Consider the following 25065-nt stretch of genomic DNA (forward strand, 5'->3'; position numbering starts at 1 on the left):
AAAACGTACCAATAAAAAGTCTCTATTGATAGAAATCAATGTAAGATAACATCCAACAAGGACCTGATTAATAAAGATTCTTGTGGAAAAATTAGTAATTAAAAAAGAGCCTTTTCTTACCGGGTAAGAAAAGGCTCTTTTTTTTTAATAAATTAAATCTACTGCTGAGAATTTAATATTTGACTAGCGTGATCTTTAGTCTTTACCTTTGAGATAATATCGCTAATTATACCATTTTGATCAATAACAAAAGTAGTACGGTGAATACCATCGTATGTTCTTCCCATAAATTTCTTAGGTCCCCAAACCCCATAAGCATTCAAAACTTGGTGGTCTTGATCGGCTAATAAATCATAAGGTAAATTGTTTTTTTCAATAAACCTTTGTTGTCTCTCTGGTGAATCTGCACTTACACCTAATATAGCGTACCCTTTTTCTAAAAGTAAACTGTAATTATCTTTTAAATTACACGCCTCTGCGGTACACCCTGGTGTACTTGCCTTGGGATAGAAAAATAAAATTAATTTTTTTCCTTTGTAATCCGATAAACGATGTTGCTTTGCGTTTTGATCTAAAGCAATAAAATCGGGTGCTTTGTCTCCTATTTGTAAACTAACCATGTTTTTTGTTTTAAATAGTAAATATAAGTTAATTCCCTCACAGTACATAATTTGGGCAACAAGTAAGCAGGTAATTTAATTTTTTTTTGTATATTAGGGATTCTCTTAGATAACACTACTAATATGTATGGTTATCTTTTTTTTAAAAACAATTTTTAATCTTAAAACAAAAAAATTATGGGTAAAGGTGATCTTAAAACCAGAAGAGGAAAAATCGTAAATAAAAGCTATGGTGTAAAAAGACCAAAAAATAAAGATAAAGCTTCTAAGAATTAAATAAAAATGGCTCCAAAATTATCTAAAGATGATAACTCTGGAGCCATTTTTTTTTCAAATTCCCAAGGCAGTATCTTTCCCATAAAGAAGCTTAATCATTAAAAGATTAGCTAAATCAAAGAGTTGCTCTTGTTGGGCTTCTTGGTTTATATTAGACAGGAGCACTAAACCTTTTTTTGCCTTTGGATCAAAGACCACAATATTGACAAACGATGCAGATAATCCTGTATTGAAAAACACCCTGTCTTTATTATAAAAGGTGTGTTCTAATTTCCATGCTATACTTGCTAAAATGGAATTAGAAATAATAGTGGTTGGCCTTTGGCTAAAGCCAATATAGGAATCCTTAGAAAATTGCCCTTGTATAAATTTAGCTAAATCCTCGGTGGTTGAATAAGCCCCTATACTAGGGATAAATGCATCGGATTGATTTAAATAAACATATGGCCTTTGATCGGTATTAGCCACTACATTTCTTTTTCTTTTTGGCAATTCTATAAAAGTATTTTTCATTTCAAAAGGTTCTAAAATTACCTTTTGTAAAAGCTCTTTATACGATTTATCATAATGTTTTTGTAGAACATCTGCTATTATAGCTCCGTTTATATAGGAATATGCCGAAGCATTTGTAGAATCTTTTTGAATATAGTTTTCCAAGTAATTTTCTAAATCCTGCTTTAAAAATACTGTTCCGTGTTTTGTTTGCATGTTTTCAAGGGAAACCGACACATCGGGCAATATAGGCAAAGAAGTAGTTTGATTACTTAATGCAACTAAGTTTAATTCTAAATTTTTATTAAACTTAAAATCATAAAAATCATTAGCCACGGCTCCCAATCCAATTTCTTTATCCCAAATAGCTTTAGATAACATAGTGTTAGTAAAGACGTCGGTTAGATTTAAAATAGAATATATTTTGCTTTTATCCTGGGTAATTACCAATTTTTTCTTGGTTTGATTAATATCTAAAAAATCGACGTGTTGATCGTTTATTAAAGCAACTGAAATATTAGTTCCTGGAACTAGTGAATCTACATTCTGCAAAATAGTTTGCGCGTAATCTGCGTCTAAAAACTCTATTTGATTTTGGGTTTTAGGTAAATTAAAAATTTGGAAATAATCTACCTCTGCCTCTGGGGTTAATTCTATTTGGAACAAAAAGATATCCCCACTTGAGAAGTATACCTTATAGATGTAGTAATTATCCTTTGGCTGGTTATAAAGTTCAAAGTTAGTGATATCACCAAAGCCTTGAGACAACGAAAAAGCTAGGTCAGCGCTTTTTTGCATATCTACTTTACTTTTCAAAGCAGGTGAATACAGGCTATGAAATCCCGTAAAATCCTTTTGCTGGTAATAATTAAAGAACTCTTGCATGGGATCAATTACCTTAGATAGATCTTGAGACAGAGCCTTATTATGGAAAATAATTCCTATAAAAAGGGCTAAAATAATTTGTTTCATCATGTATTAATACTTAGTTTTTTAAATGTATTAGTTTATAACGAATTACCTTGCTTTTTTAACAAATTGATTATTATTTTTAAGTTTTTTCTCTATTTAGAGCCACACATGTGTTTAAAATGGGCTTGGTTTAGAAAAAAATCACTTGAAAATACTTGCCATTTTTGGTATCTTCGCTTATTGTAAAATAATCCTATTATGAGAAAAGCAGAAAAAGTTCAATTTATTATTGAAACCTTAGATGCCTTGTATCCCGAAATTCCAGTTCCTTTAGATCATAAAGACCCTTATACGCTTTTAATTGCTGTATTACTCTCGGCACAGTGTACAGATGAACGTGTTAATAAAATCACTCCAATTTTATTTAGCAAGGCTGATAATCCTTACGATATGGTAAAATTAACTGTCGAGCAAATTCAAGATATAATAAGACCCTGTGGGCTTTCGCCAATGAAAAGCAAAGGAATTCACGGGCTATCACAAATTTTAATCGATAAATATAACGGGCAGGTCCCTTGTGACCTTGAGGCTTTAAAAACCCTTCCTGCAGTTGGGCATAAAACAGCTAGTGTGGTAATGACACAGGCCTTTAAAGTCCCTGCTTTTCCAGTAGACACCCATATTCATCGTTTATTGTATCGATGGAATTTATCTAACGGAAAAAGTGTGGAGCAAACCGAGAAGGATGCCAAACGCTTATTTCCAGAGCAAAACTGGATAGATCTACATCTTCAAATGGTTTGGTATGGTAGACAATATAGTCCAGCTAGAGCCTGGGATCTTGAATTAGATATCATTACAAGTGTTATTGGACGAAAAAGTGTCATAAATGATTATTACAAGAAAAAACAAGCCAAAGCCAAAAAGAAATAAACAAAAATAAAACTCCAAGATGTACATCACCTTGGAGTTTTTTATTAATTTTTATGACCTGGTTTGCTATATTGTATTTCGGAATCATTTAAATAAAACATCGAGAGCTTTTTTGAATACATAATAAGGCTCTGAATAGTTTCTTTTTTAGGCAAACCAATAGTTTGTCCTTGGGCTTTGTAAATATTCTTCATATAAGGGAGTTTAAAATGTTCTCCTTTATAACGACAAGTATTATTATATTATTGTTGGGTTAAACTAATATTTCTCTCTTGAATAAGTTTTCTTAAATTTAATAAGGCATAACGCATCCTGCCCAAAGCAGTGTTAATACTTACATTGGTTTGCTCGGCAATCTCCTTAAAACTTAAATCTTGATAAATTCTCATGATAATTACTTGTTTTTGATCATTGGGTAATTCTTGGATTAAGACCTGTATGTCTTTGTGAATCTGCTCTTGAATCATTAACGATTCCACGGAATCTCCTACATCTTTTAAAAATGCAAAAATTGGCATTTGCTCACTATCATTGATAATTTGTGTGCGCTTTGCTTTACGATAAAAATCCATTACTAAGTTATGAGCTATGCGAATAACCCAAGGTAGAAACTTCCCTTCCTCGTTGTATTTCCCACCTTTTAAAGTGTGAATTACCTTTATAAATGTGTCTTGAAATATATCATCCGCTAGATCAGCGTCGGTAACTTTCGAATATATAAAGCCATATATTTTTGCTTGATGCCTTTTAATAAGCACCTCTAATGCTTGTTCAGCACCTGCTATATATAATTTAATTAATACAGCATCTGGAGTTTGACTATAACCCATAACAATTCCTTTTAAAAACAATAATTTATTTTAAACTAAAAGTAATTTTATGCTATAGGCTATTTTTTTTTGAAATGAAACTAGGGCAAATATATATATAATTTGTTAAACAAAATAAAAAATTTCTAAAAAAGAGAACTTAATTAATTAATAATATACCAACACTGTGTTTTTAGCTTACTTTCTTCTAATTTGCAGCTAATTCAAAACCCAACCTATTTTTATCTATAGTACTTTATAAGCCTTTATAGGATTAATACTTTTTAATTTACAAGTCTAAAAAGTTAAAAACCAGGCTGCTAATAAGGAAGTTTATTAGTTATTTGCCCCTTTGTAGATAAAGCTAATTACCCTTTGTATTGAGTAGGAAAAGGCATTTTTAAAACAAAAGAAAAACGTATCTTTGTATATTAAAATTTTTTTTAAGGTATATGAACAAATTAGACCTATCTACAATAGATCCCAAAAAAAATATAATAATAAAAGGTGCCCAAATCCATAACTTAAAAGATTTAGATGTGGTAATACCACGAAATCAATTAGTTGTAATAACGGGTCTATCTGGCTCTGGAAAGTCTAGTTTAGCCTTTGATACACTCTATGCCGAGGGTCAAAGAAGATATGTAGAAAGTTTATCCTCATATGCCAGACAATTTTTAGGTAGAATTGACAAACCAAAGGTAGAATATATAAAGGGGATTGCCCCGGCAATTGCTATTGAGCAAAAAGTCAATACCACAAATGCTAGAAGTACCGTTGGAACCTCTACCGAGATATATGATTATATCAAGCTTTTATATGCACGTATTGGACAGACCTACTCCCCTGTTAGTGGACAAATTGTTAAAAAAGACACCACTAGTGATGTTGTGGATTTTATCAAACAACAGGAATTAGATTCCAAATGGATGTTACTTGCTAATATTGAACTACAAAATCAAAGACTCTTGCATGAGCATTTAACTTTACTTCTTCAACAGGGATTTGCAAGAATTTTAGTGGATGGTAAAGTACATAGGTTGGATCAATTTTTAGAACAAAATACTACTCAACAAATTGATTCATTAGATTTAACGAGAGTTTTTTTAGTTGTAGACCGTTTGGTTATCAAACAAGACCAGGAGTTCTACAACCGTTTAGCTGACGCTATTAATGTTGCGTTTTTTGAAGGCAAAGGACAATGTGTTTTACACGATATACAAACCAATACTAATTACCGTTTTAGCAATAGTTTTGAATTAGACGGTATTACCTTTTTAGAGCCCAACGTACACCTTTTTAGCTTCAACAATCCTTATGGAGCATGTCCTAGTTGTGATGGATATGGTAGTATAATTGGTATTGACCAAGAGTTAGTAATTCCTAACACCGGTTTGTCGGTATATGAAAATGCTATCTTCCCTTGGCGAGGTGAAAGTATGAGTGCTTTTAAAGATTTACTGGTTAACAATGCCTATAAATTTGATTTTCCAATTCACAAACCAATTTTTGAGCTTACCAAAGATCAAAGAGAATTGCTTTGGACAGGTAATAGTTACTTCACAGGGCTAAATAGTTTCTTTGAAGAATTAGAGTCAAAAAACTACAAAATTCAAAACAGAGTATTACTCTCTAGATATCGCGGTAAAACCAAATGTCCAACTTGTCATGGGACAAGACTAAGAAAAGAGGCAAATTATGTAAAGATTGCAGATAAAACAATAAGTGAACTTGTTGATTTACCGATTAAAAATTTGAAGGAATTTTTCAATAATTTACAGTTAACCCCTTATCAAATCCAAGTAGCCAAACGCTTATTATTGGAGATAAACAATCGCTTAGATTTTCTAAGCAATGTAGGCTTGGACTATTTAACAATCAATAGAAATTCTGCTACTTTATCTGGAGGAGAATCACAACGTATTAATCTAGCTACTTCCTTGGGTAGTAGTTTGGTGGGCTCCATGTACATTTTAGATGAACCTAGCATTGGGTTGCATCCCAAAGATACAAAACGCTTGATCGAGGTTCTAAAAGATCTAAAGAAACTTGGAAATACAGTTATTGTAGTGGAACACGATGAGGATATTATGAAGGCCTCAGATCAAATTATAGATATTGGTCCACAAGCAGGTAGCCAAGGTGGAGAGTTAGTTGCACAAGGAAGTTTTAAAGAAATTTTAAAACAAGATTCCCTTACCTCTGGGTATTTAAATGGAACATTACAAATTCCAGTACCACTTAAAAGAAGAACCTACAAACATTGCTTACAAATTATTGGGGCCCGCGAGAATAACTTAAAGAACATTGATGTTACCTTCCCCTTAGAGTGCTTAACGGTAATTACAGGAGTCTCTGGAAGTGGTAAAAGTACCTTGGTGAAAAAAATTCTATATCCCGCTTTACAAAAAAGACTAACTGGAACTGGAGATAAACCAGGTCAATTCAGTGATCTTCTAGGAGACTTTGAAGTTATTAAACAAGTAGAGTATGTGGATCAAAATCCTATTGGAAGAAGCTCCCGATCCAATCCGGTTACCTACATAAAGGCCTATGACGAGATTAGAGATTTATATGCTAAACAGCAACTATCTAAATTGCGAAATTACCAACCTAAACATTTTTCTTTTAATGTAGAGGGTGGACGATGTGAAACCTGTAAAGGAGAAGGTAGTGTAACGGTGCAGATGCAGTTTATGGCCGATGTTCATTTACCATGTGAAACATGTGGTGGTAAGCGATTTAAAAAGGAAATCCTGGAAGTTAATTTTCAACAGAAAAATATCGATCAGATACTAAAGATGACCATTGACCAGGCTGTTGATTTCTTCCAAGAAAACAAACAAGAAAAAATTGCCATTAAATTAAAGGCTTTACAAGAGGTAGGTTTAGGTTATGTACAACTTGGACAATCCTCCTCTACTCTTTCCGGAGGTGAGGCCCAAAGAATTAAGTTAGCTTCGTTTTTATTGGCTGGGACTACCAGAGAAAAGATGTTGTTTGTTTTTGACGAGCCAACAACCGGCTTACATTTTCATGATATCCATAAGCTTTTAAAATCCTTCAATGCTTTAATTGACAAAGGACATTCCATTATTGTTATCGAGCATAATTTGGATCTAATTAAATCAGCTGACTATATTATCGATATTGGACCTGGTGGTGGGGAATATGGAGGTAATTTAGTTGGCTTTGGAACCCCTGAACAAATAGCTAATAATCCGGAATCTTCAACAGGTAAGTTCTTAAAAGAAAAACTTGAAATAAAATAAAAATCAGAATTCAAAAGGTTTGATAGCCAAAGAATTAATATTAAAAAAACGATTGTAAAATAAACCTTTTACAATCGTTTTTTTAATTCTATAAAACAAGATATCCGCGTAAAACTAACTAATTCAGGCTTTATTTATTCAACAAAAAACAAAGTGAGATGCTATTTTTTTTAAAGAGTCATCTACGGTCTGTTTTTTTTTACCGGATTAATTGCTTTGATTTAACAGTTAATAAACAGTACATCTTATTAAAAATCAATAGGAAATTCGGTTTGAACACACTTGTTAGATACACTTTGTTATCCAACTTATTTGACTACTGTTTTGAATGTCTAAGTTTTTAATAGCCTATTTTTCCTTCTGTAAAAAAAGGCCAGAAGAATCATCTACTGGCCATTATTCTATAGGTTGGTTAAGGGCTACGAAATTACATTTTATCCATATCCTTTATTATGTTGGCTAAATTTTGGGTTAATCTGTATCTACTATAGTGTTGTAATCCTATCCCATGAACAGATAACTTACCTTGTTGGTAGGCCTTAAAGTAATCCAAAATAATTTCTTTTATCTGCTCTTTTTGGGTATATAGAGCCGACTTGCCTGTATTTGTCGCTTGAATAATTTCGAAAAAGTCAGCCTGTTCAGGACCAATTGCCAATATAGGTCGTTCCGAGGCCATATACTCAAAGAGTTTTCCCGGTATGATACACTTACTTTGGTCTGAATCAATTTCTATTAAAAGTAATACCCAAGAGGCTTTCATTTGCATGTATGCTTTTGTGTGACTTAAATACCCCATATTAATGCAGACCTGGTCCAATTTGAACTCTGCAATGGTATCTAAAATCTCTTGACTAACCTTTCCTACTAACTTTAATTCAAAAGCTTGCTTGAAGCTTGGATTTTCTTTACGTAACTCACAAATTGCCTTCCATAATACCCGAGGGTTTCTATCGGATAAAAAAGAGCCAATATGAGCTAAAGTGAATTTTTGATCTAATTCAACTTTTCCTACATCCATGGTATCATACCCATTGGTAATAACACTTATTGGTTTACTTGTTTTTTGGCTAAACTCGTGTTGAGTAGACTTACTTGTAACAATAATATGATCTGCTTTTTGCAAGACTTTTTTCTCTAAATCTATATGTTTTTTAGCGGCAAACCCTAAGAGTTTTAGATCCTTATGATAACCTATAGTTGTCCAGGGATCCCGAAAATCAGCTATCCAATTCACATCAAAACACTGCTTTAACCCCAATCCTATCAAATGCATACTATGAGGGGGGCCTGTGGTAATTATAGTCTTAATATCTTTGTTTTGAGCTAAATAATTACTCAAGTAATTCACAGAGGAGTTCACCCACCCCACCCTTGCATCGGGAATAAATAGATTTCCTCTTGTCCAAAGTAAAAGCTTATCTACCTTGGTTTGCTTGCGCTTGGCTGGAATCATCCCGGCACTTAAGTTATTACTTTTTGCAGGCCAAAATAATTTTGCAAATTTGTAAGGTTCACTGATTTTGTTTTTCAAAATAGTCACACCAGGATCCATTTGTTCTAACAAATTACTATCCTGTAGTGGATAGGTTGGATTAAGGGGAACATAAACAACTGGCTGAATATCAAACTTAGGTAAATACTTAACAAACTTAAGCCATCGTTGAACTCCAGGTCCCCCGGCCGGAGGCCAATAATAACTAATAATTAAAACTCTTTGTTTCATTTAAACCTCTGATTTGTTTTGTTTTTTTCTAATCAGTACAATACTACCTATAGATAACACTACCATTATAATAAAGCTAATCAACGCAATTCTAGAACCTTTTTTAATAACTTGTGGTTCAAAAATAAATTCTACTTGATGATTTCCTTTTGGCAGTTCCAAGGCTCTTAATACATAATTGACACTTAAAATATCTGCTTTTTCACCATCAATATATGCATTCCAACCATAAGGATAATACATCTCAGAGAAAACCCCTAGTCCATCATTGGCATTATTGGTTTGATAAACAAGTTTATTTGGCAAATAAGAAACAAGTTTAATTTGGCTTAAACTATCCAATACATAGTTATCCTTTAATGTGGTGCTTTTAAATGCATTGGTATTAATTACCGCTGTAGTTTTTGTGTTTATTTGACTTAGCTTTTCAAATTCCTGATCTGGATTATCTACCTTGTCTAGGGATGTAACAAACCAAGCATTTCCATTATGGTCTTGATTTAACAATGGAACCAATTGCTGATTTTCATCTTGTGAAATAACATATTTAACATTAAACATATTTAAAACCTGCATATTGGATTGTAGTAAACCATAATCAAAAAGCTCTTGAATACGACGAGGCTTAGCTGCATGGTAACCATTAATACTTTGATGAAAGAAACTACTTCTTGCACTATTTAAACCAGCCTGCATTTCATAAACACGAAACACTTCTTTGTCCTGTAAAATAGTTTTATCAGCAGGAGTTGCAATAAAAGGAGTTGTCATTTGCGATTTGGTTACAAAATTGGAATCATTAACATATCCTTTGTCCACTAAGACCAAATCAAAAACCATCAATCCACCAATTGTCACAAGGACAACTATTTGTTTTAATTTATTTTTACTTTGTAGGTAAAGAACTAAACTAGTTACAGCCACAAGAATCAAACTACGCCATATATCATCAGAGTACATTTGTTTACGATCTTGTATTACCGCACGAATAAATCCTGGACCTATTTCTCCATAGGCCTGGGCGTAATAATTATCATTAGCTCCAGTAAAACTTAAAGAGGCTTTAGCTATAAATAAAAATATAAAAGTCCCTGCAAAAATATACAAGGTGTAGAGTAAAGATTTATATTGTGTGCTACTATTGGATTTACTGTAGCTATATAATCCCAACACCGCTAAAGCTGGCACACACATCTCCAATAGGACTTGTATGGATGATACGGCTCTGAATTTATTATAAAAAGGAAAATAGTGAATGAAAAAATCCGTTAATATCGAAAAATTCTTTCCCCATGAGAGTAGCAATGAAAACACTGCACCTGCAATAAAAATGTACTTTATCTTTCTTTTCTCAACAAAACATCCCAAGACAAACAAGAACACAACCACAGCACCCACATAAGCTGGAGCCGCTACAATAGGCTGATCTGCCCAATAGGTTGGAACTCGTTCCACAAAAGAAAGAGCCTCTTGGTCACTTGCTCCTAATCCTTTTACAAATTTTGCAGTATTAGACTCTAAATCTAAGGCTTGGTTATTGGCCCCACCGGTTAAACCAGGAACAAACAAGTTTAAACTCTCAAAAATCCCATAACTATACTCGGTAATATAATCATAACTCAATGAGGAGCCTTGTCCGGGTGTGTTTTTTATATTAGTGGTGGTTAAATCACTTTTTCCCCTTGTGGAAAAGCTTGCATACTCAGCGGTTGCCATTAAGTTTGTAGCATTACTTCCAAGAGCCAATATCCCAGAGAGTATCAAAATACCAAACATACAACCTAGAGATTTATACTGCTTTTCTTTAATATATTTAACGCTATACACCACAGCTACAATTAGTAAGAGCAATAAAAGATAATAGGTCATTTGAAAGTGATTCGCACTGATTTCTAAAGCACCTGCAAAACAAGCTAAAATCCCTCCCCAGAGATAGCGTTTATTGAAAACCATTAAAACCCCGGCTAAAACCATAGGCATATAAGCTATCGCATGAGCCTTGGCGTTATGTCCTACCCCTAAAATGATTATTAAATAAGTAGAAAATCCAAAAGCTAAAGCTCCTATAAATGCACGTAAAGGACTTACCCTTAAGGAAATCATTAAAACATAAAACCCTAAAAAATATAAAAACAAATAATCCGCAGGTCTTGGCAAAAAGCGTAGTGCACTATCTATATCCTTTATGAAATTATAGGGATATTTGGCACCTAACTGGTAAGTCGGCATTCCTCCAAAGGCACTATTTGTCCAATATGGCTCACTTGCGTTTTGAATTCTAAAATCAATTTGCTCTTGGGCCATGCCTGTATATTGAACAATGTCAGACTGATAAATAACTTTACCTGAGAGAACAGGTGAAAAATAAGCCAAAGAAACAAGTATAAAACCAACCAATACTAGTAGGTGTGGTAGAAATTTCTTATAAATATTCATTTTTTATGTAGCATTTACTTTTTATAATAGGCTAAATTAACCAATTAAAATGACGCAAGCTTTACCTTTATAAAAAATTCATACCATAATTTTACCGATTTACCATATTGTTGTATTTTCAAATTAGGGTAATGTTTATTTGGCACAAAAAAAAATGATCACAACCATTGTGATCATCTTATAGATTCCTTAAATTAATTCAACGCAATAGATTACTTACTATCTATCTCTTCAAACTCGATGTACTCTCCTACTACTTTCTTGCTTTTAGGCACCTGTTTATTGGAAGCTTCTTGTCCACTGTAATTAGTATTTGAGTTATATGAATTTTGTTGTTGATAATAGGCTTGTTGTTTTTGTTGAAAATCTGCTTGGGCTTTCTTTGCTACCTTCACCACTAATAAAGGAAGTAAAAAGCGCATAGCGAATTTAAATGCATAATAAACCAATATTATTATACACAGAGTTTTTATAAAACCGGTTAAAGATGCTGTGTCCATAAGCTTTGTTTTTTTTCAAAAATAATAATTTTATTGTCTTAAAAAGAGTAATATTTCTTAAAATATTGATAAAAGCGATTATATTGCCCTTAAAAGCATCAATAAACAAGTTATTGTTGGCTCCAATTCAAATATCCACCCTCTAATTCAAAAACTTGCGTAAAACCATGTTTGTTTAACTCTTGTCTGGCCTTAGCACTTCTTTTACCGCTTTTACAAAAAATATATACCGGTTTGTCTTTATCCAAACTATCCGCTTTTTGCAAGAAATCAGAAGCTAAAAAATCTATATTTATAGCCTTATCTATAGTACCTTGCTCAAATTCTTGTGGGGTTCTAACATCAACTAACTGAATTAGTGAGTCTTTTAGGGTTTCTTGAAAAGCATGTTTACTTAATAAGGGATTCTCTTGGGTAACTTGTCCCAAAGCAGCGCTGTAAACAAATAAACTTAACAAGGGGATTAAAAAAAATTTATTCTTCATCTTAAAAGTGTTAATGCAATCTTAAATTACAGATATGACAATTATCATATCCTAATTCTCATTGGTGTTTTACATTTGTTACAAATATAATCATTTCCACATGTCTTTAATACAAAAATACAATGTTCCGGGACCAAGATACACAAGTTATCCTAGTGTACCGTATTGGGATGTAACAAATTTCACATCATCTTTGTGGCTACAAACCGTCAAAAAAACATTTGAGCTAACCAACCAAGAACAAGGTATTAGTTTATATATACATCTACCCTTTTGCGAGAGTCTATGTACCTTTTGTGGATGTCATAAAAAAGTAACCAAAAGACATGAATTGGAAATGCCCTATATAAAAGCTGTGTTAAAAGAATGGTCTTTGTATTGTAAAGAATTCACACAAATCCCCATTATTAAAGAAATTCACCTTGGTGGTGGAACCCCAACATTTTTTAGCCCAGATAACCTAAAGTTTCTATTACAACAAATTTACGCAACATGTAAAATTGCCAGTAATCCGGAATTTAGTTTTGAAGGACACCCTTGCAATACTACCAAAGCACACCTACAAACCTTATATGATCTAGGATTTAGACGCGTTAGTTTTGGCGTACAAGATTACAGCCCACAGATACAACGTGCTATTAATCGAAACCAAAACTTTCATGATGTAGCAAAAGTTACTCTTTGGGCAAAAGAAATAGGTTATAGCTCTATATCACATGATGTAATTTATGGACTACCATTTCAAAAAATGTCGGATATAATCGATACAATGGAAAAAACAAATAGTCTTAAACCGGACCGATTAGCTTTTTATAGTTATGCCCATGTTCCTTGGGTTAAAGGTAACGGACAAAGAGGCTTTAAAGAAAAGGATATCCCATGTGGTGAATTAAAACAAGATTACTATCAAACCGGAAAAAAATTATTATTAAAAAATGGTTACACTGAGATAGGAATGGATCATTTTGCTTTAAAAACAGATTCGTTATACAAGGCGCTGAACAATGGTCAGATTCACCGAAATTTCATGGGCTATACCTCGTCGAAAACGCAATTATTAATTGGTCTAGGTGTATCTTCCATTGGAGATAGTTGGCTTGGTTTTGCACAAAATGAAAAAGATTTAGATAAATATTACCAACTAATTTCCCAAGATAAGATCCCGGTGGTAAAAGGTCATATTTTAAGTCAAGAAGATTTGATTATTCGCAAACATATCTTAAATTTAATGTGTAATTTACAGACAGATTTACAAGGTGATGTAAAGCACATTGATGTGGATTTAATATTTAAAAATCTAGATGAAATGAAAAAAGATCTTTTAATACAAACTCAAGACTACCAAATTAAGGTAACGCGAAAGGGACGAGCTTTTATAAGAAACATTTGCATGGCTTTAGATTTGCAATATCAAAGAAATAAACCAACAGCACCATTGTTTTCAATGACTATTTAACTTAATTGATTATGAAATTTCAAAAAATACTAACTTACATTGTTTTAACAGGCCTGGTGTATGGCATTTTCAATTTTGATGTATCCAATATGTGGTCTTTACAAGCAAATTGGCTCTCTTTTCTAGGATTTATCATCTTTTTAATCTACCTAGCATATAGTTTAAAACAGGCTGCTAAAAAACAAGATTTTCAAAACAATAAAGATTAAAAAAAGCAAACTTATAATAAGTTTGCTTTTTTTAATCTTTACCACTCCACTAGTGATATACCTAATCCTATATTGGTTTGACTCCAATTATAATCAATTAAAGAGTCTCCATATCCGTTACTGGCGGTAAAGTAAAACTTTAAATTATCTTTAATGGGGTAAGCCCATGTGAATTCTACATATCCCTTATATCTTGGATTAAAGCGCAAATTGCTACGAACCAGCAGGCTATAAACATGTCCTTTATCTTTATAAATGGCCATAAATTCAGCTTTACCTACATAGTCTTGAATTCGCGGATTATCATCATCTTTGCCCTTTTCTTTTAATCGCAACCAAGGTTTAGCACTAAAAGTCCAATTTTTATATTCCATTCCAAGATGGAAAATTACGCGATTCCAGCTTCGTGATTCCGGCCTACTCTTTCCGTTACTTTGATGATTAAATCCGATTCCACCCATTACAAACCTAAATTGATTTATTCTCCAATTCAAAGGATAATTAAAAATAACTTCAGGTTCATAATTTAATTCTCTAAAAGGTCTAGATAGCTTTTCATTATAAGCCTGCCAATTAGCCGTTTGGGTAAAGGCAAGCCAAATATCTCCCTTACCCTTAAAGAGTCCTTGAGCAACCTTGGTTTTAAAACTAATTTGAAATTTTATTTCCCAAGGCTCATAAGGCAAAGCCTCTTGGCTAACATTATTTGCATTAAAACTAGTAGGTTTTGTATTTGGCCTATTAGACCATCTCCCTGGTAAAAGGTAAATTGGCTTATACGGGGCAATGGTAAATGTACTTCTTTTTTGCTGAGCACTTAAATCCCATCTTTGCACAAGGGTATTATTATCTTGCCAATGCTTTGATTGAAACAACAAATCTTCTTTTTCTTGTCCTTGTAGGTTAATGCTTATAAAAAAGATACAAACCAAAGCCAACTGGTGACCCATTACTTTGTTTACCATAATTTCTGCCTTGCTGCTTATAACAATAAAGTGGCCTGTCCGTCATCATCGATACTAATATCGGGATCTATATCTTGAATATCTGAATCCCCTACTAAGTCCTGTTCTTCGGACTGAATTTCATAGGGTAAAGGTTCTAAGATATTAACCTGTCTTACTTTATCGGTTGTTAATTGATTACCTAATGCTTTAATTCCTCTAACAGTTATAAAAGCCTCCACATCTACAAATAAAGATTCTTTTTGAACTCCTTTTATTTTACTGAAAACAACTTCTATATTTGGTCGGTAGTCCGTTGAGACAATCTCTAAACGCGATTTCTCGTTATCTGAAATAAATACCTCTTCCTTATTCTCATTCTCTACCAAGAAACGCTTTAAGTAATAACGCTCTTTCTCGCCATCATAATAAACGGCAGAAATAGGCTTACTAGGTATAAATTTTTCCAAAACAATCATATCTTGTTCAAAATGCGTACTTAATTCAGGTACAATTGTTTTTATTTTACCACTTTGTGTAATAATCAACAACCTGTCTTCTGCTTTAAATTCACCCAATAAATCACCTCTACCATCAACGTTTAAACGCCCAACACTGGAATCAAACCAAATTTTTCTTGGTCGAAGGGTACTAATACCTTTTTCCTTTAATTCTATTTTTTTTATGGCATATTTAGTTACTAAATTTCCCTTGGCAGCTCTACCTTTAATTAGTAATTCTGCAAAATCTATATCAAATTTAAGTTTCTTAACATTGGATAATTGACGCAATATAATGGTAATGATTTCTGCCTCTCCATTAGGGTTAGCCGAAAAGTATAATATCTGAGAACCTGGCTTACCTTGGGTTAAACTATAAACTTTATCTCTTGTAACTCCCTTAACATTAAAGCGTTTTATAAAGCTAGACCCTGATTTGCCATCCCTATAAATAAGATTATAAATGGTCCTATTGTCATTTTTATCCCAAATACCTATGTAAATGATATCCTTTCCAACAAACTTCTTATCCTCCACCTTGGACACCACTACCGAACCATCGCGTAAGAAAACAATAATATCATCAATATCCGAACAATCACAAACATATTGGTCTCTTCGAAGTCCGGTACCAAAGAAACCTTCCTCTTTATTTACATAAAGCTTAGAGTTTCTTAAAACAACTTTAGTAGCCTCAATTGTATCAAAGCTTCTAAGTTCGGTTTGCCTTTTTTTATCCTTACCATACTTGAGTTTTAAATTAGTAAAGTAATCAATAGCAAACTCAATTAAATTGGCTAAATGATGTTTAACTTTTTCTATATCAGTCTCTAAAGCAAGAATATTCTCTACCGCTTTATCAATGTCAAAACGGGAGATACGTTTGATTCGTATCTCTGTTAATCGAACAATATCCTCTTGTGTAACTGCACGTTTTAAATGTCCAATAAAAGGTTCTAAACCAAGCTCAATGGCAGAAATAACACCTTCCCATGTTTCTTGTTCCTCTATTAATCGATAAACTCTTTCTTCTATAAATATTCGCTCCAAACAAAGAAAGTGCCATTTTTCCTCCAGTTCGAAAAGTTCAATCTCTAACTCTCTGCGCAACAATTCTACTGTTCTTTTAGTAGATGTTTTTAACATATGAGTAACCCCTGTAAAAAGAGGCTTATTATCTTCAATCACACAGCCCAAAGGAGCAATAGATGTCTCGCATGCAGTAAAGGCATACAAAGCATCAATTGTCTTATCAGGAGAAGTACCACTTGGTAAGTGAATCAAAATCTCTACTTCAGCAGCCGTGTTATCTTCAATCTTCTTAATCTTAATCTTACCTTTTTCATTGGCCTTTAATACACTATCAATAAGACTTGTGGTAGTGGTTGAAAAAGGAATTTCAGTAATCACTAATGTGTTTTTATCTAAAGGAGCAATACGCGCTCTTACTCGTACTCTACCACCGCGAAGACCATCGTTGTAATTAGATACATCTGCAATACCTCCAGTTGGAAAATCTGGGTAGATACTAAATGGTTTTCCTTTTAATATTTTTATAGAAGCATCAATTAACTCATTGAAGTTATGCGGGAGAATTTTAGTAGATAAACCAACAGCAATCCCCTCTCCTCCTTGGGCTAATAGCAAAGGGAACTTCACTGGTAAATTAACCGGTTCATTTCTCCTACCATCATATGAGGCTTGCCAGGTGGTAATCTTAGGTGAATATAAAACCTCTAGGGCAAACTTACTTAATCTAGCCTCAATGTATCTAGAGGCAGCTGCTCCATCACCAGTTAGAATATTACCCCAGTTACCTTGCATATCAATAAGAAGATCCTTCTGGCCAATCTGTACCATAGCATCGCCAATAGATGCGTCCCCATGTGGATGATACTGCATGGTATGTCCAACGATATTTGCAACCTTGTTATAACGTCCATCGTCTAATTCACGCATCGAATGCATTATACGACGTTGAACAGGCTTAAACCCATCCTCAATAGCAGGAACTGCTCTTTCTAAAATCACATATGAGGCATAATCTAAGAACCAGTCTTTATACATACCGGTCACTTTGGTGATTGTCTCTTGAGCCGAAAGCTCCTGTTGCTCTTGGGTGAAGTCTTGTATTGGTTGGGAGTTTTCTTTATTTAAATCAGGATTCAAATTATCTTCGTGGCTCATATCTATTGTTCTACAACATCAAGTTCAACTTTCAAATTCTCTATGATAAACTCTTGTCTATCAGGGGTGTTTTTACCCATATAAAATTCCAGCATTTTTTCAATAGGCATGCTCTTATCAAGCATCACTGGATCCAATCGAATATCCTCCCCAATAAAGTATTTAAACTCATCTGGGGAAATCTCTCCTAGTCCTTTAAATCGTGTTATCTCCGGTTTAGGTTTTAATTTTTCAATTGCATCTAAACGCTCTTGTTCACTATAACAATAAATAGTGTGCTTTTTATTTCTAACTCTAAATAAAGGAGTTTGAAGAATATATAAGTGTCCATCTTTTATAAGTTCCGGGAAGAACTGTAAAAAGAAAGTAATTAACAATAATCTAATATGCATTCCATCCACATCGGCATCGGTTGCTATTACAATATTATTATATCTTAAATTCTCAAAGTCATCTTCAATATTCAATGCAGCTTGAAGAAGGTTAAACTCTTCGTTTTCATAAACAATCTTTTTGGTCATTCCAAAAGAGTTCAACGGCTTACCTCTTAATGAAAATACTGCTTGGGTATTCACATCGCGACTTTTTGTAATTGATCCCGATGCAGAGTCCCCTTCGGTAATAAATAAAGTGCTCTCTAAATAGCGTGGATTTTTAATATCATTAAAATGCACTCTACAATCTCTTAATTTACGATTATGCAAACTGGCTTTCTTGGCTCTTTCTTTTGCTAATTTACGTATACCTGATAGCTCTTTTCTTTCTTTTTCGGCTTGTAGAATCTTTTTTAATAAAATTTCAGCAATATCGGGATTCTTATGCAAATAATTATCCAAATAGGTCTTAACAAAATCATTAACGTAGGTTCTTACCGTTGGCATATTGGGCCCCATATCGGTAGAACCTAACTTTGTTTTTGTCTGACTTTCAAAAACAGGTTCTTCAACCTTAACTGATATTGCGGCAACAATACTTTTTCGAACATCAGAGGCATCGAAATTTTTATTGTAGAACTCTTTTATAGTCCTAACCACTCCCTCTCTAAAAGCCGCTAAATGGGTTCCTCCTTGGGTGGTATTTTGACCATTTACAAAAGAATAATACTCCTCTGAGTATTGTGTTCTACTATGGGTCATAGCCACTTCGATGTCTTGTCCTATTAAATGGATAATTGGATAAACTTGATCTTCTTGATCAATATTTTCACTTAATAAATCTTGTAGCCCATTGTCTGAATAAAACTTCTCACCATTGAAATAAATTGTAAGTCCTTTATTTAAATAGCAGTAATTTTTGAGCATTCGCTCGATGTATTCCTTTCTATACTTGTAGTTTTTAAATATCGTTTCATCGGCAATAAAAGAAACCTTGGTTCCCTTTCGCTTAGTGGTCTCTATTACCTCTTGTTCTAGCACTAAATTTCCAGCACTAAATTCAGCGGCTTTAATTTGCCCATCTCTAATGGATTCAACTTTAAAGAAAGAACTCAATGCGTTTACAGCTTTAGTTCCCACACCATTTAACCCTACTGACTTTTTAAAAGCTCTAGAATCGTATTTCCCCCCTGTGTTCATCTTAGAGACAACATCTACAACCTTACCCAAGGGTATACCACGTCCATAATCCCTAACACTCACCACTTTATCCTTTAGAGTTACCTCAATGGTTTTACCAGTACCCATAACAAACTCATCGATACTGTTATCTATAACCTCTTTTAGTAAAATATAAATACCATCATCTGGTGAGGATCCATCTCCTAATTTTCCAATGTACATACCCGGACGCATACGAATATGTTCTTTCCAATCTAGTGAACGAATATTATCTTCGGTATATTGATTTTGATTTTGCATATAAAAAGTAAGGAATTTGCGCTAAATTACTATTATTTAGCTTAAAATAAAAATGGTTAAAGTATTGGAATTAGTATAAATTGAATTTATTCTGCTTTATCTGAATTTTTAATAACATTTTTACGTATTTCCACAGAATCCACTCCAGGTTTTATCTTATTACCGAATAAAATCGCATAGTTCTTTGTGAATTCAGCACCAAAATACAAGATCATAGCAGAATAATATACCCAGATAAGCATTACAATCAACGATCCAGCAGCTCCATAAAGTGATGAGGTTGCACTACTGCCAAGGTAAAATCCTATTGCAAATTTTCCAATCATAAATAAGACGGCGGTAAAACCAGCTCCCACGGTAGTCTCTCTCCACCCTATTTTACCGTTTGGCAGAGCCTTAAAAATTAAAGCAAATAAAAAAGTTATTATAATAAAAACAATTACATTGTTTAATAAGTTAATTACAAACAAAATATCATGGCTCACCAAAGTTGTCAAATACTCGTAAAGTAAACTTATTAAAGAGTTAATCAACAAAGTGACAAGTAGCAAGAACCCCACCGAGGCTATCATAGAGAACGACATTAATCGGTTTCGAACAAATTGAGCCAAACTTTTATGTGGCGCAGCGGCAAACCCCCAAATATAGTTGATAGAGCTTTGTATCTCGGCAAAAACCCCTGAGGCACTAAACAATAACATACCAATGCTAATAAGAGTTGCTAAACTCCCCGAGCGGTTCACATTGACATTTTCCATAACCGAGCGCAGTTCCCGCGAGGTATTCACCCCTACCATTTCACTTAATTGGGTATAAAAAAAATCAGCTACTTGCTGTTTTTCAAAGAAAACTCCACTCAAAGAAATTATCAAAATAAGCAGTGGAGGAAAAGCAAAAATGGTATAATAGGATAACGCGGCACTAAATTTCATCGCATTATCGTCTAAAAAATCCATTATAGATTGTTTTAATAGCACAAATACTTTTATTCCTAAGGCTTTATTTAACATGATTGTTTTTTAAAATGAGCAAAATACCTAATAAATTAATCCTATAAATCTATTTCAGAACTCTTTAAGGATATAAATAAATAATTTATCGCAGTGACTAAAATACAATATTGTTTTTAAATAACCCTTTTAAATAGTGGTTATATTCCAGTAATAAAACCTATTTATTTCATGCCAAAGCTCAAAAAAAAAATTTATTGCATAAAAAAAGGCGTTCTTGAGTAATTCAAAAACGCCTTTTTTATAACTTATAGAATTTGATTTATACGTTAAAACGGAAATGCATTACATCACCATCTTTAACTATATACTCTTTACCCTCTACTCTTAATTTACCAGCTTCTTTAACTTTGGACTCTGATCCGTAGTTTACAAAATCCTCATAGGATATAACCTCTGCACGAATAAAACCTTTCTCAAAATCACTATGGATAACACCTGCTGCTTGTGGAGCTGTATCTCCTACATTGATAGTCCAAGCGCGCACCTCTTTTACACCCGCTGTAAAATAGGTCTGTAAGTTTAACAACTTATAAGCCGAACGAATTAATTTAGATACACCCGGTTCACTTAAACCGATATCCTCTAAAAACATTTGACGTTCCTCAAAACTTTCAAGCTCTGTAATATCTGCCTCTGTACCCACTGCAAGAGTTATTACCTCTGCGTGCTCATCTTTTACTAATTCTTTGATTTGTTGTACATAAGCATTTCCTGTTGCTGCGGCAGATTCATCTACATTACAAACATATAAAACAGGTTTGGCTGTAATTAACTGAAATGCATCAAAAAGCTCTTGTTCATCTTGATTGTCAACCTGAATTACTCTAGCGGATTTCCCCTCTAATAATGCCTGGCGGATTCGCTCTAATAATCCAGCTTCAACTTGCGCTTCTTTATTACCGGTTTTAGCAGCTTTTTTAACTTTTTCTAAGCGTTTTTCTACCGTATCTAAATCCTTTAATTGTAACTCAATGTCAATAGTTTCTTTATCTCTAACAGGATTAACATTACCATCAACGTGAACTATATTATCGTTATCAAAACAACGCAACACATGGATAATAGCATTACACTCACGGATATTTCCTAAAAATTGATTTCCTAACCCTTCTCCTTTACTGGCCCCTTTTACTAAACCTGCAATATCTACAATTTCAACTGTAGCTGGTAAAACCCTTTCTGGATTAACCAATTCTTCCAACTTTAGTAATCTTGGATCCGGAACGTTTACCACCCCAATATTTGGTTCAATGGTACAAAAAGGAAAGTTTGCACTTTGCGCCTTTGCGTTAGATAAACAATTAAATAAAGTTGACTTACCCACGTTTGGTAATCCTACAATACCTGCTTTCATATTTCTAATTATTTCAGTCTATTTTAATGCTGGCAAATATATTGAAAATAAACCTACAATACATCTACTATGGTTAACAAAAAATAAAAAAACCACCCCATTTGGGGTGGTTTTTCATATATAGATTAGATTAATCTTCATCATCAGCGATCTCCAGATCTTTCAATGCATCTAGTGAGTCATCTGCAGTATCTGGGTAATCCTCTTCTTCATCATCAAAATTCTCAATTCTATCGGCTAATTTAGTACTTACCTTAACTAAGTAGATTGTATCCTCGGTGCGAACTTCAACCGCTTCGATAGTTTCGTTTTTTTGATTTTTAAAGCGAATTATATCTGCATCATCGTATCCATCAGGAAATTTATCCACTAAAAGTGCTAAAATTTCGTTAGTTAACTTGGCGTAATCAACAATTACTCTTTTCATTCTTTTATTGCTTTATTTCTTTTCAAATGTAGTAGCAAATTAGTAATAATCAAATAAAATTATTCACTATTTTTAAAAAAAAATCACTACTTATTAATTACCAAGAACATACGCAAACACCAATGGAGCTACGATAGTTGCGTCAGATTCAATTACGAATTTAGGTGTATCGACATCTAATTTACCCCATGTAATTTTCTCATTAGGAACAGCTCCAGAATAAGATCCATAAGAAGTTGTAGAATCGGAAATCTGACAGAAATATGCCCAGAAAGGAACATCTTCCCATTCTAAATCTTGATACATCATTGGAACAACACAAATTGGGAAATCTCCAGAGATTCCACCTGCAATTTGGAAGAAACCTACTCCTTTACCTGCTGAATTTGCACGGTACCATTCTGTTAAATAAATCATATATTCAATTCCAGATTTAACTGTATGAACATTTAATTTACCTTTAATTACATTGGAAGTAAAGATATTTCCACAAGTTGAATCTTCCCATCCTGGACAAACTATAGGCAAGTTTTTCTCTGCCGCTGCAACAATCCAAGAATCCTTAGGATCAATTTCATAGTATTGCTCTAATACTCCAGAATTCACAACTTGATATAGGTATTCATGCGGGAAGTATCTCTCTCCTTTAGCCTCAGCTGCATGCCAAACATCTTCTAGGTGTTTTTGTAAACGACGAAACGCCTCTTCCTCTGGAATACATGTATCGGTTACACGATTATAGTGATTATCTAAAAGCTCACGCTCTTGTTCTGGTGTTAAATCTCTGTAGTTAGGAACTCTTTTATAATGAGAGTGAGCCACAAGGTTCATTACGTCTTCTTCTAAGTTTGCACCAGTACATGAAATAAAGTGAACTTTATCTTGACGAATCATCTCGGCTAAAGAAATACCTAATTCAGCAGTACTCATAGCACCACCCATAGAAATTAGCATCTTACCTCCATCGGCTAATTGTGCCTCATATCCTTTTGCAGCATCTACTAAAGCCGCTGCGTTAAAGTGTCTATAATGATGCTCTAAAAACTGACTAATTGGTCCTTTACTCATTTTTAAATCTTATTTAATATTAATAAATGATCTGTTTTGATCTTGTTTGTAATTCTATCGTTTTATTATTTTTGGTTATATCCTAAGATATCTAAAACCTGTTCAGCGGTTTGTTGTTCCGAGAACAACTCTGTAGCAATAATACCGTTTTCATCCTTGTCAATTAAAATATGTTTTGGTTGCGGAATCAAACAGTGGTGAATACCTCCGAATCCACCAATAGTATCTTGATAGGCTCCGGTGTTAAAGAATCCAATATAAAGTGGCTTCTCTTTACTATACTTAGGTAAATAAATAGCATTTAGATTTTGCTCTGAATTGTAATAATCATCACTATCACAAGTTAACCCTCCAAGTAATATTCGTTCATAGGTATCGTTCCATCTATTGATAGGAAGCATAATAAACTTCTTATTAATTGCCCAAGAATCTGGTAGTGTTGTGATAAAAGAAGAATCTATCATATTCCACTTCTCCCTATCATTTTGTTGTTTTTGATACAAAATCTGATAGATTGCTCCTCCACTCTCACCCACGGTGTAAGATCCAAATTCTGTAAAAATATTTGGCACAGCAACTCCTGCTTCATCACAAGATATTTTTATTTGATTTATAATCTCATCGATCATATATTGGTAATCAAATTCGAAAGCTAGTGAATTTTTAATAGGAAACCCTCCTCCAATATTTAAACTATCTAAGGTTGGACATTCTTTTTTCAAAGCAATGTAAACTTTCAAACATTTTAAAAGCTCATTCCAATAGTACGATGTATCGCGAATCCCTGTATTGATAAAAAAGTGTAACATTTTTAATTCAACTTGTGGATTATCGGCAATTTGCTTTCTATAAAAAGGCACTATATTCTTATATCCGATACCCAATCTAGAGGTATAAAACTCGAACTTTGGCTCTTCCTCAGAAGCAATACGAATACCGATTTTAAACTTCTTATCAATTTGCTCTTGCAATAAGTCAAGCTCTTCGTAATTATCGATAATTGGAATCGTATTATCATGCTTTTCATTGATTAATCTAGCGATGTTATCAATATAAGCTTCTCTTTTAAATCCATTGCAGATCACAAAAGTGTCTTCATTGATTTTCCCTGTTTCCAATAACTTCTCTACAATATTTATATCAAAAGCCGAAGAAGTCTCTACATGAATATCATTTTTAAAGGCTTCATCTAAAACATAAGAAAAATGAGAACTTTTTGTACAATAACAATAATAATAATTTGCTTTATATTTATTTTTCTCCATTGCCTTTCTAAACATATCCTTAGCCTTGCTAATATTGTTTGAAATTTGGGGCAAATAAGTGAATTTTAAAGGTGTTCCATATTTTTCAACTAACCCCATTAGGTCAATGTTGTGAAATGTAAGATTATCCTTATTTAATTTAAATTCTTCTTGTGGAAAGTAAAAAGTTTGATTTATTAAATCGACATATTTAGTGTTCATCTGAAATATCAATTTTAAAATAGTTAAAAAATGTAAGTTATAAAAGGCCTAATAAAAAACCATTTTTCAAACTCTAATATTAGCAAACATTATAGGTAACCTATGCCTGAATCGAAACGAATTT

20 protein-coding genes and 1 pseudogene are annotated in these 25065 nt (G+C 33.2%); 5 read left to right on the top strand and 16 right to left on the bottom strand.

The features are described from left to right. Positions 1-158 precede the first annotated feature (158 nt). Positions 159-620: a thioredoxin-dependent thiol peroxidase gene (gene bcp, locus ACYSNV_RS05610; RefSeq protein WP_461761580.1), complete on the bottom strand. Its 462-nt coding sequence runs from the start codon at positions 618-620 to the stop codon at positions 159-161. A gap of 177 nt (positions 621-797) precedes the next feature. Between bcp and ACYSNV_RS05615 the strand changes: the two genes are divergently transcribed. Continuing rightward, on the top strand, positions 798-896 hold the full coding sequence (locus ACYSNV_RS05615; protein ID WP_461761581.1) for a 30S ribosomal protein THX: 99 nt from the start codon (positions 798-800) through the stop codon (positions 894-896). Positions 897-950: 54 nt separating this feature from the next. Here the strand turns inward: ACYSNV_RS05615 and ACYSNV_RS05620 are convergent, their stop codons facing one another. Next, positions 951-2363 (bottom strand): serine hydrolase, encoded by a 1413-nt coding sequence (locus tag ACYSNV_RS05620; protein WP_461761582.1) that lies wholly within the window; start codon positions 2361-2363, stop codon positions 951-953. A 195-nt stretch (positions 2364-2558) separates the two neighbouring features. Between ACYSNV_RS05620 and ACYSNV_RS05625 the strand changes: the two genes are divergently transcribed. Next, positions 2559-3233, top strand: a complete 675-nt coding sequence (locus tag ACYSNV_RS05625) for an endonuclease III domain-containing protein (protein ID WP_461761583.1) — start codon at positions 2559-2561, stop codon at positions 3231-3233. Between the two features lie 44 nt (positions 3234-3277). Here ACYSNV_RS05625 and ACYSNV_RS05630 read toward each other — a convergent pair whose 3' ends face one another. Then, on the bottom strand, positions 3278-3427 hold the full coding sequence (locus tag ACYSNV_RS05630; RefSeq protein WP_461761584.1) for a hypothetical protein: 150 nt from the start codon (positions 3425-3427) through the stop codon (positions 3278-3280). Between the two features lie 48 nt (positions 3428-3475). After that, on the bottom strand, positions 3476-4063 hold the full coding sequence (locus tag ACYSNV_RS05635; RefSeq protein ID WP_461761585.1) for an RNA polymerase sigma factor: 588 nt from the start codon (positions 4061-4063) through the stop codon (positions 3476-3478). A gap of 431 nt (positions 4064-4494) precedes the next feature. Here ACYSNV_RS05635 and uvrA point away from each other — a divergent pair, with 431 nt between their 5' ends. Beyond that, positions 4495-7314, top strand: coding sequence for an excinuclease ABC subunit UvrA (uvrA, locus tag ACYSNV_RS05640; RefSeq protein ID WP_461761586.1), 2820 nt, complete (start codon positions 4495-4497; stop codon positions 7312-7314). Positions 7315-7741: 427 nt separating this feature from the next. Here the strand turns inward: uvrA and ACYSNV_RS05645 are convergent, their stop codons facing one another. The 4 genes from ACYSNV_RS05645 to ACYSNV_RS05660 all read right to left on the bottom strand — a co-directional run bounded on the left by ACYSNV_RS05645 (position 7742) and on the right by ACYSNV_RS05660 (position 12461). Next, positions 7742-9040, bottom strand: a complete 1299-nt coding sequence (locus ACYSNV_RS05645) for a glycosyltransferase family protein (RefSeq protein ID WP_461761587.1) — start codon at positions 9038-9040, stop codon at positions 7742-7744. Then, entirely contained in the window at positions 9041-11476 is a 2436-nt protein-coding gene (locus ACYSNV_RS05650; RefSeq protein WP_461761588.1) for a YfhO family protein, read from the bottom strand. A gap of 212 nt (positions 11477-11688) precedes the next feature. Continuing rightward, the gene (locus ACYSNV_RS05655; protein WP_461761589.1) at positions 11689-11976 is read right to left on the bottom strand and encodes a DUF4834 family protein; all 288 of its coding nucleotides are present in this window, start codon (positions 11974-11976) and stop codon (positions 11689-11691) included. A gap of 110 nt (positions 11977-12086) precedes the next feature. Then, positions 12087-12461, bottom strand: a complete 375-nt coding sequence (locus ACYSNV_RS05660; protein WP_461761590.1) for a rhodanese-like domain-containing protein — start codon at positions 12459-12461, stop codon at positions 12087-12089. Positions 12462-12561: 100 nt separating this feature from the next. On the opposite strand from ACYSNV_RS05660, the gene hemN reads away from it, so the two are divergent. Next, a complete protein-coding gene (hemN, locus tag ACYSNV_RS05665) occupies positions 12562-13917 on the top strand; it encodes an oxygen-independent coproporphyrinogen III oxidase (protein ID WP_461761591.1) in 1356 nt (451 codons plus the stop codon). Positions 13918-13928: 11 nt separating this feature from the next. After that, positions 13929-14126 carry a hypothetical protein gene (locus ACYSNV_RS05670; protein ID WP_461761592.1) on the top strand — a complete coding sequence of 66 codons (198 nt, stop codon included), beginning with the start codon at positions 13929-13931 and terminating at the stop codon, positions 14124-14126. Positions 14127-14164: 38 nt separating this feature from the next. On the opposite strand, the gene ACYSNV_RS05675 is transcribed toward ACYSNV_RS05670, so the two are convergent. The 8 genes and pseudogenes from ACYSNV_RS05675 to ACYSNV_RS05710 all read right to left on the bottom strand — a co-directional run bounded on the left by ACYSNV_RS05675 (position 14165) and on the right by ACYSNV_RS05710 (position 24941). Continuing rightward, positions 14165-15091, bottom strand: a complete 927-nt coding sequence (locus tag ACYSNV_RS05675; RefSeq protein WP_461761593.1) for a phospholipase A — start codon at positions 15089-15091, stop codon at positions 14165-14167. A 17-nt stretch (positions 15092-15108) separates the two neighbouring features. Then, a complete protein-coding gene (locus ACYSNV_RS05680; RefSeq protein WP_461761594.1) occupies positions 15109-17757 on the bottom strand; it encodes a DNA gyrase/topoisomerase IV subunit A in 2649 nt (882 codons plus the stop codon). Between the two features lie 2 nt (positions 17758-17759). Next, positions 17760-19613: a DNA topoisomerase IV subunit B gene (locus ACYSNV_RS05685; RefSeq protein WP_461761595.1), complete on the bottom strand. Its 1854-nt coding sequence runs from the start codon at positions 19611-19613 to the stop codon at positions 17760-17762. A gap of 86 nt (positions 19614-19699) precedes the next feature. After that, a complete protein-coding gene (locus ACYSNV_RS05690; protein WP_461761596.1) occupies positions 19700-20569 on the bottom strand; it encodes a YihY/virulence factor BrkB family protein in 870 nt (289 codons plus the stop codon). Positions 20570-20885: 316 nt separating this feature from the next. Further along, positions 20886-21980 carry a redox-regulated ATPase YchF gene (ychF, locus tag ACYSNV_RS05695; protein ID WP_461761597.1) on the bottom strand — a complete coding sequence of 365 codons (1095 nt, stop codon included), beginning with the start codon at positions 21978-21980 and terminating at the stop codon, positions 20886-20888. Positions 21981-22113: 133 nt separating this feature from the next. Beyond that, a pseudogene (locus tag ACYSNV_RS05700) lies at positions 22114-22407 on the bottom strand (hypothetical protein); the annotation flags it as partial. 93 nt (positions 22408-22500) lie between these two features. Further along, positions 22501-23475 carry a deoxyhypusine synthase family protein gene (locus ACYSNV_RS05705; protein WP_461761598.1) on the bottom strand — a complete coding sequence of 325 codons (975 nt, stop codon included), beginning with the start codon at positions 23473-23475 and terminating at the stop codon, positions 22501-22503. Between the two features lie 65 nt (positions 23476-23540). Further along, the gene (locus tag ACYSNV_RS05710; RefSeq protein WP_461761599.1) at positions 23541-24941 is read right to left on the bottom strand and encodes a type III PLP-dependent enzyme domain-containing protein; all 1401 of its coding nucleotides are present in this window, start codon (positions 24939-24941) and stop codon (positions 23541-23543) included. Positions 24942-25065 lie beyond the last annotated feature (124 nt).

This window comes from Myroides sp. LJL119, from assembly GCF_054871605.1.

Bases quoted from the DNA above. Each gene is read 5' to 3' on its own strand.
- ACYSNV_RS05630 (WP_461761584.1), bottom strand. From the start codon at position 3,427: ATGAAGAATATTTACAAAGCCCAAGGACAAACTATTGGTTTGCCTAAA.
- ACYSNV_RS05710 (WP_461761599.1), bottom strand. From the start codon at position 24,941: ATGAACACTAAATATGTCGATTTAATAAATCAAACTTTTTACTTTCCA.
- ACYSNV_RS05660 (WP_461761590.1), bottom strand. From the start codon at position 12,461: ATGAAGAATAAATTTTTTTTAATCCCCTTGTTAAGTTTATTTGTTTAC.
- ACYSNV_RS05685 (WP_461761595.1), bottom strand. From the start codon at position 19,613: ATGCAAAATCAAAATCAATATACCGAAGATAATATTCGTTCACTAGAT.
- ACYSNV_RS05645 (WP_461761587.1), bottom strand. From the start codon at position 9,040: ATGAAACAAAGAGTTTTAATTATTAGTTATTATTGGCCTCCGGCCGGG.
- ACYSNV_RS05705 (WP_461761598.1), bottom strand. From the start codon at position 23,475: ATGAGTAAAGGACCAATTAGTCAGTTTTTAGAGCATCATTATAGACAC.
- ACYSNV_RS05655 (WP_461761589.1), bottom strand. From the start codon at position 11,976: ATGGACACAGCATCTTTAACCGGTTTTATAAAAACTCTGTGTATAATA.
- ACYSNV_RS05650 (WP_461761588.1), bottom strand. From the start codon at position 11,476: ATGAATATTTATAAGAAATTTCTACCACACCTACTAGTATTGGTTGGT.
- ACYSNV_RS05680 (WP_461761594.1), bottom strand. From the start codon at position 17,757: ATGAGCCACGAAGATAATTTGAATCCTGATTTAAATAAAGAAAACTCC.
- ychF (WP_461761597.1), bottom strand. From the start codon at position 21,980: ATGAAAGCAGGTATTGTAGGATTACCAAACGTGGGTAAGTCAACTTTA.
- ACYSNV_RS05620 (WP_461761582.1), bottom strand. From the start codon at position 2,363: ATGATGAAACAAATTATTTTAGCCCTTTTTATAGGAATTATTTTCCAT.
- uvrA (WP_461761586.1), top strand. From the start codon at position 4,495: ATGAACAAATTAGACCTATCTACAATAGATCCCAAAAAAAATATAATA.
- ACYSNV_RS05625 (WP_461761583.1), top strand. From the start codon at position 2,559: ATGAGAAAAGCAGAAAAAGTTCAATTTATTATTGAAACCTTAGATGCC.
- ACYSNV_RS05675 (WP_461761593.1), bottom strand. From the start codon at position 15,091: ATGGTAAACAAAGTAATGGGTCACCAGTTGGCTTTGGTTTGTATCTTT.
- ACYSNV_RS05635 (WP_461761585.1), bottom strand. From the start codon at position 4,063: ATGGGTTATAGTCAAACTCCAGATGCTGTATTAATTAAATTATATATA.
- ACYSNV_RS05670 (WP_461761592.1), top strand. From the start codon at position 13,929: ATGAAATTTCAAAAAATACTAACTTACATTGTTTTAACAGGCCTGGTG.
- ACYSNV_RS05615 (WP_461761581.1), top strand. From the start codon at position 798: ATGGGTAAAGGTGATCTTAAAACCAGAAGAGGAAAAATCGTAAATAAA.
- hemN (WP_461761591.1), top strand. From the start codon at position 12,562: ATGTCTTTAATACAAAAATACAATGTTCCGGGACCAAGATACACAAGT.
- ACYSNV_RS05690 (WP_461761596.1), bottom strand. From the start codon at position 20,569: ATGGATTTTTTAGACGATAATGCGATGAAATTTAGTGCCGCGTTATCC.
- bcp (WP_461761580.1), bottom strand. From the start codon at position 620: ATGGTTAGTTTACAAATAGGAGACAAAGCACCCGATTTTATTGCTTTA.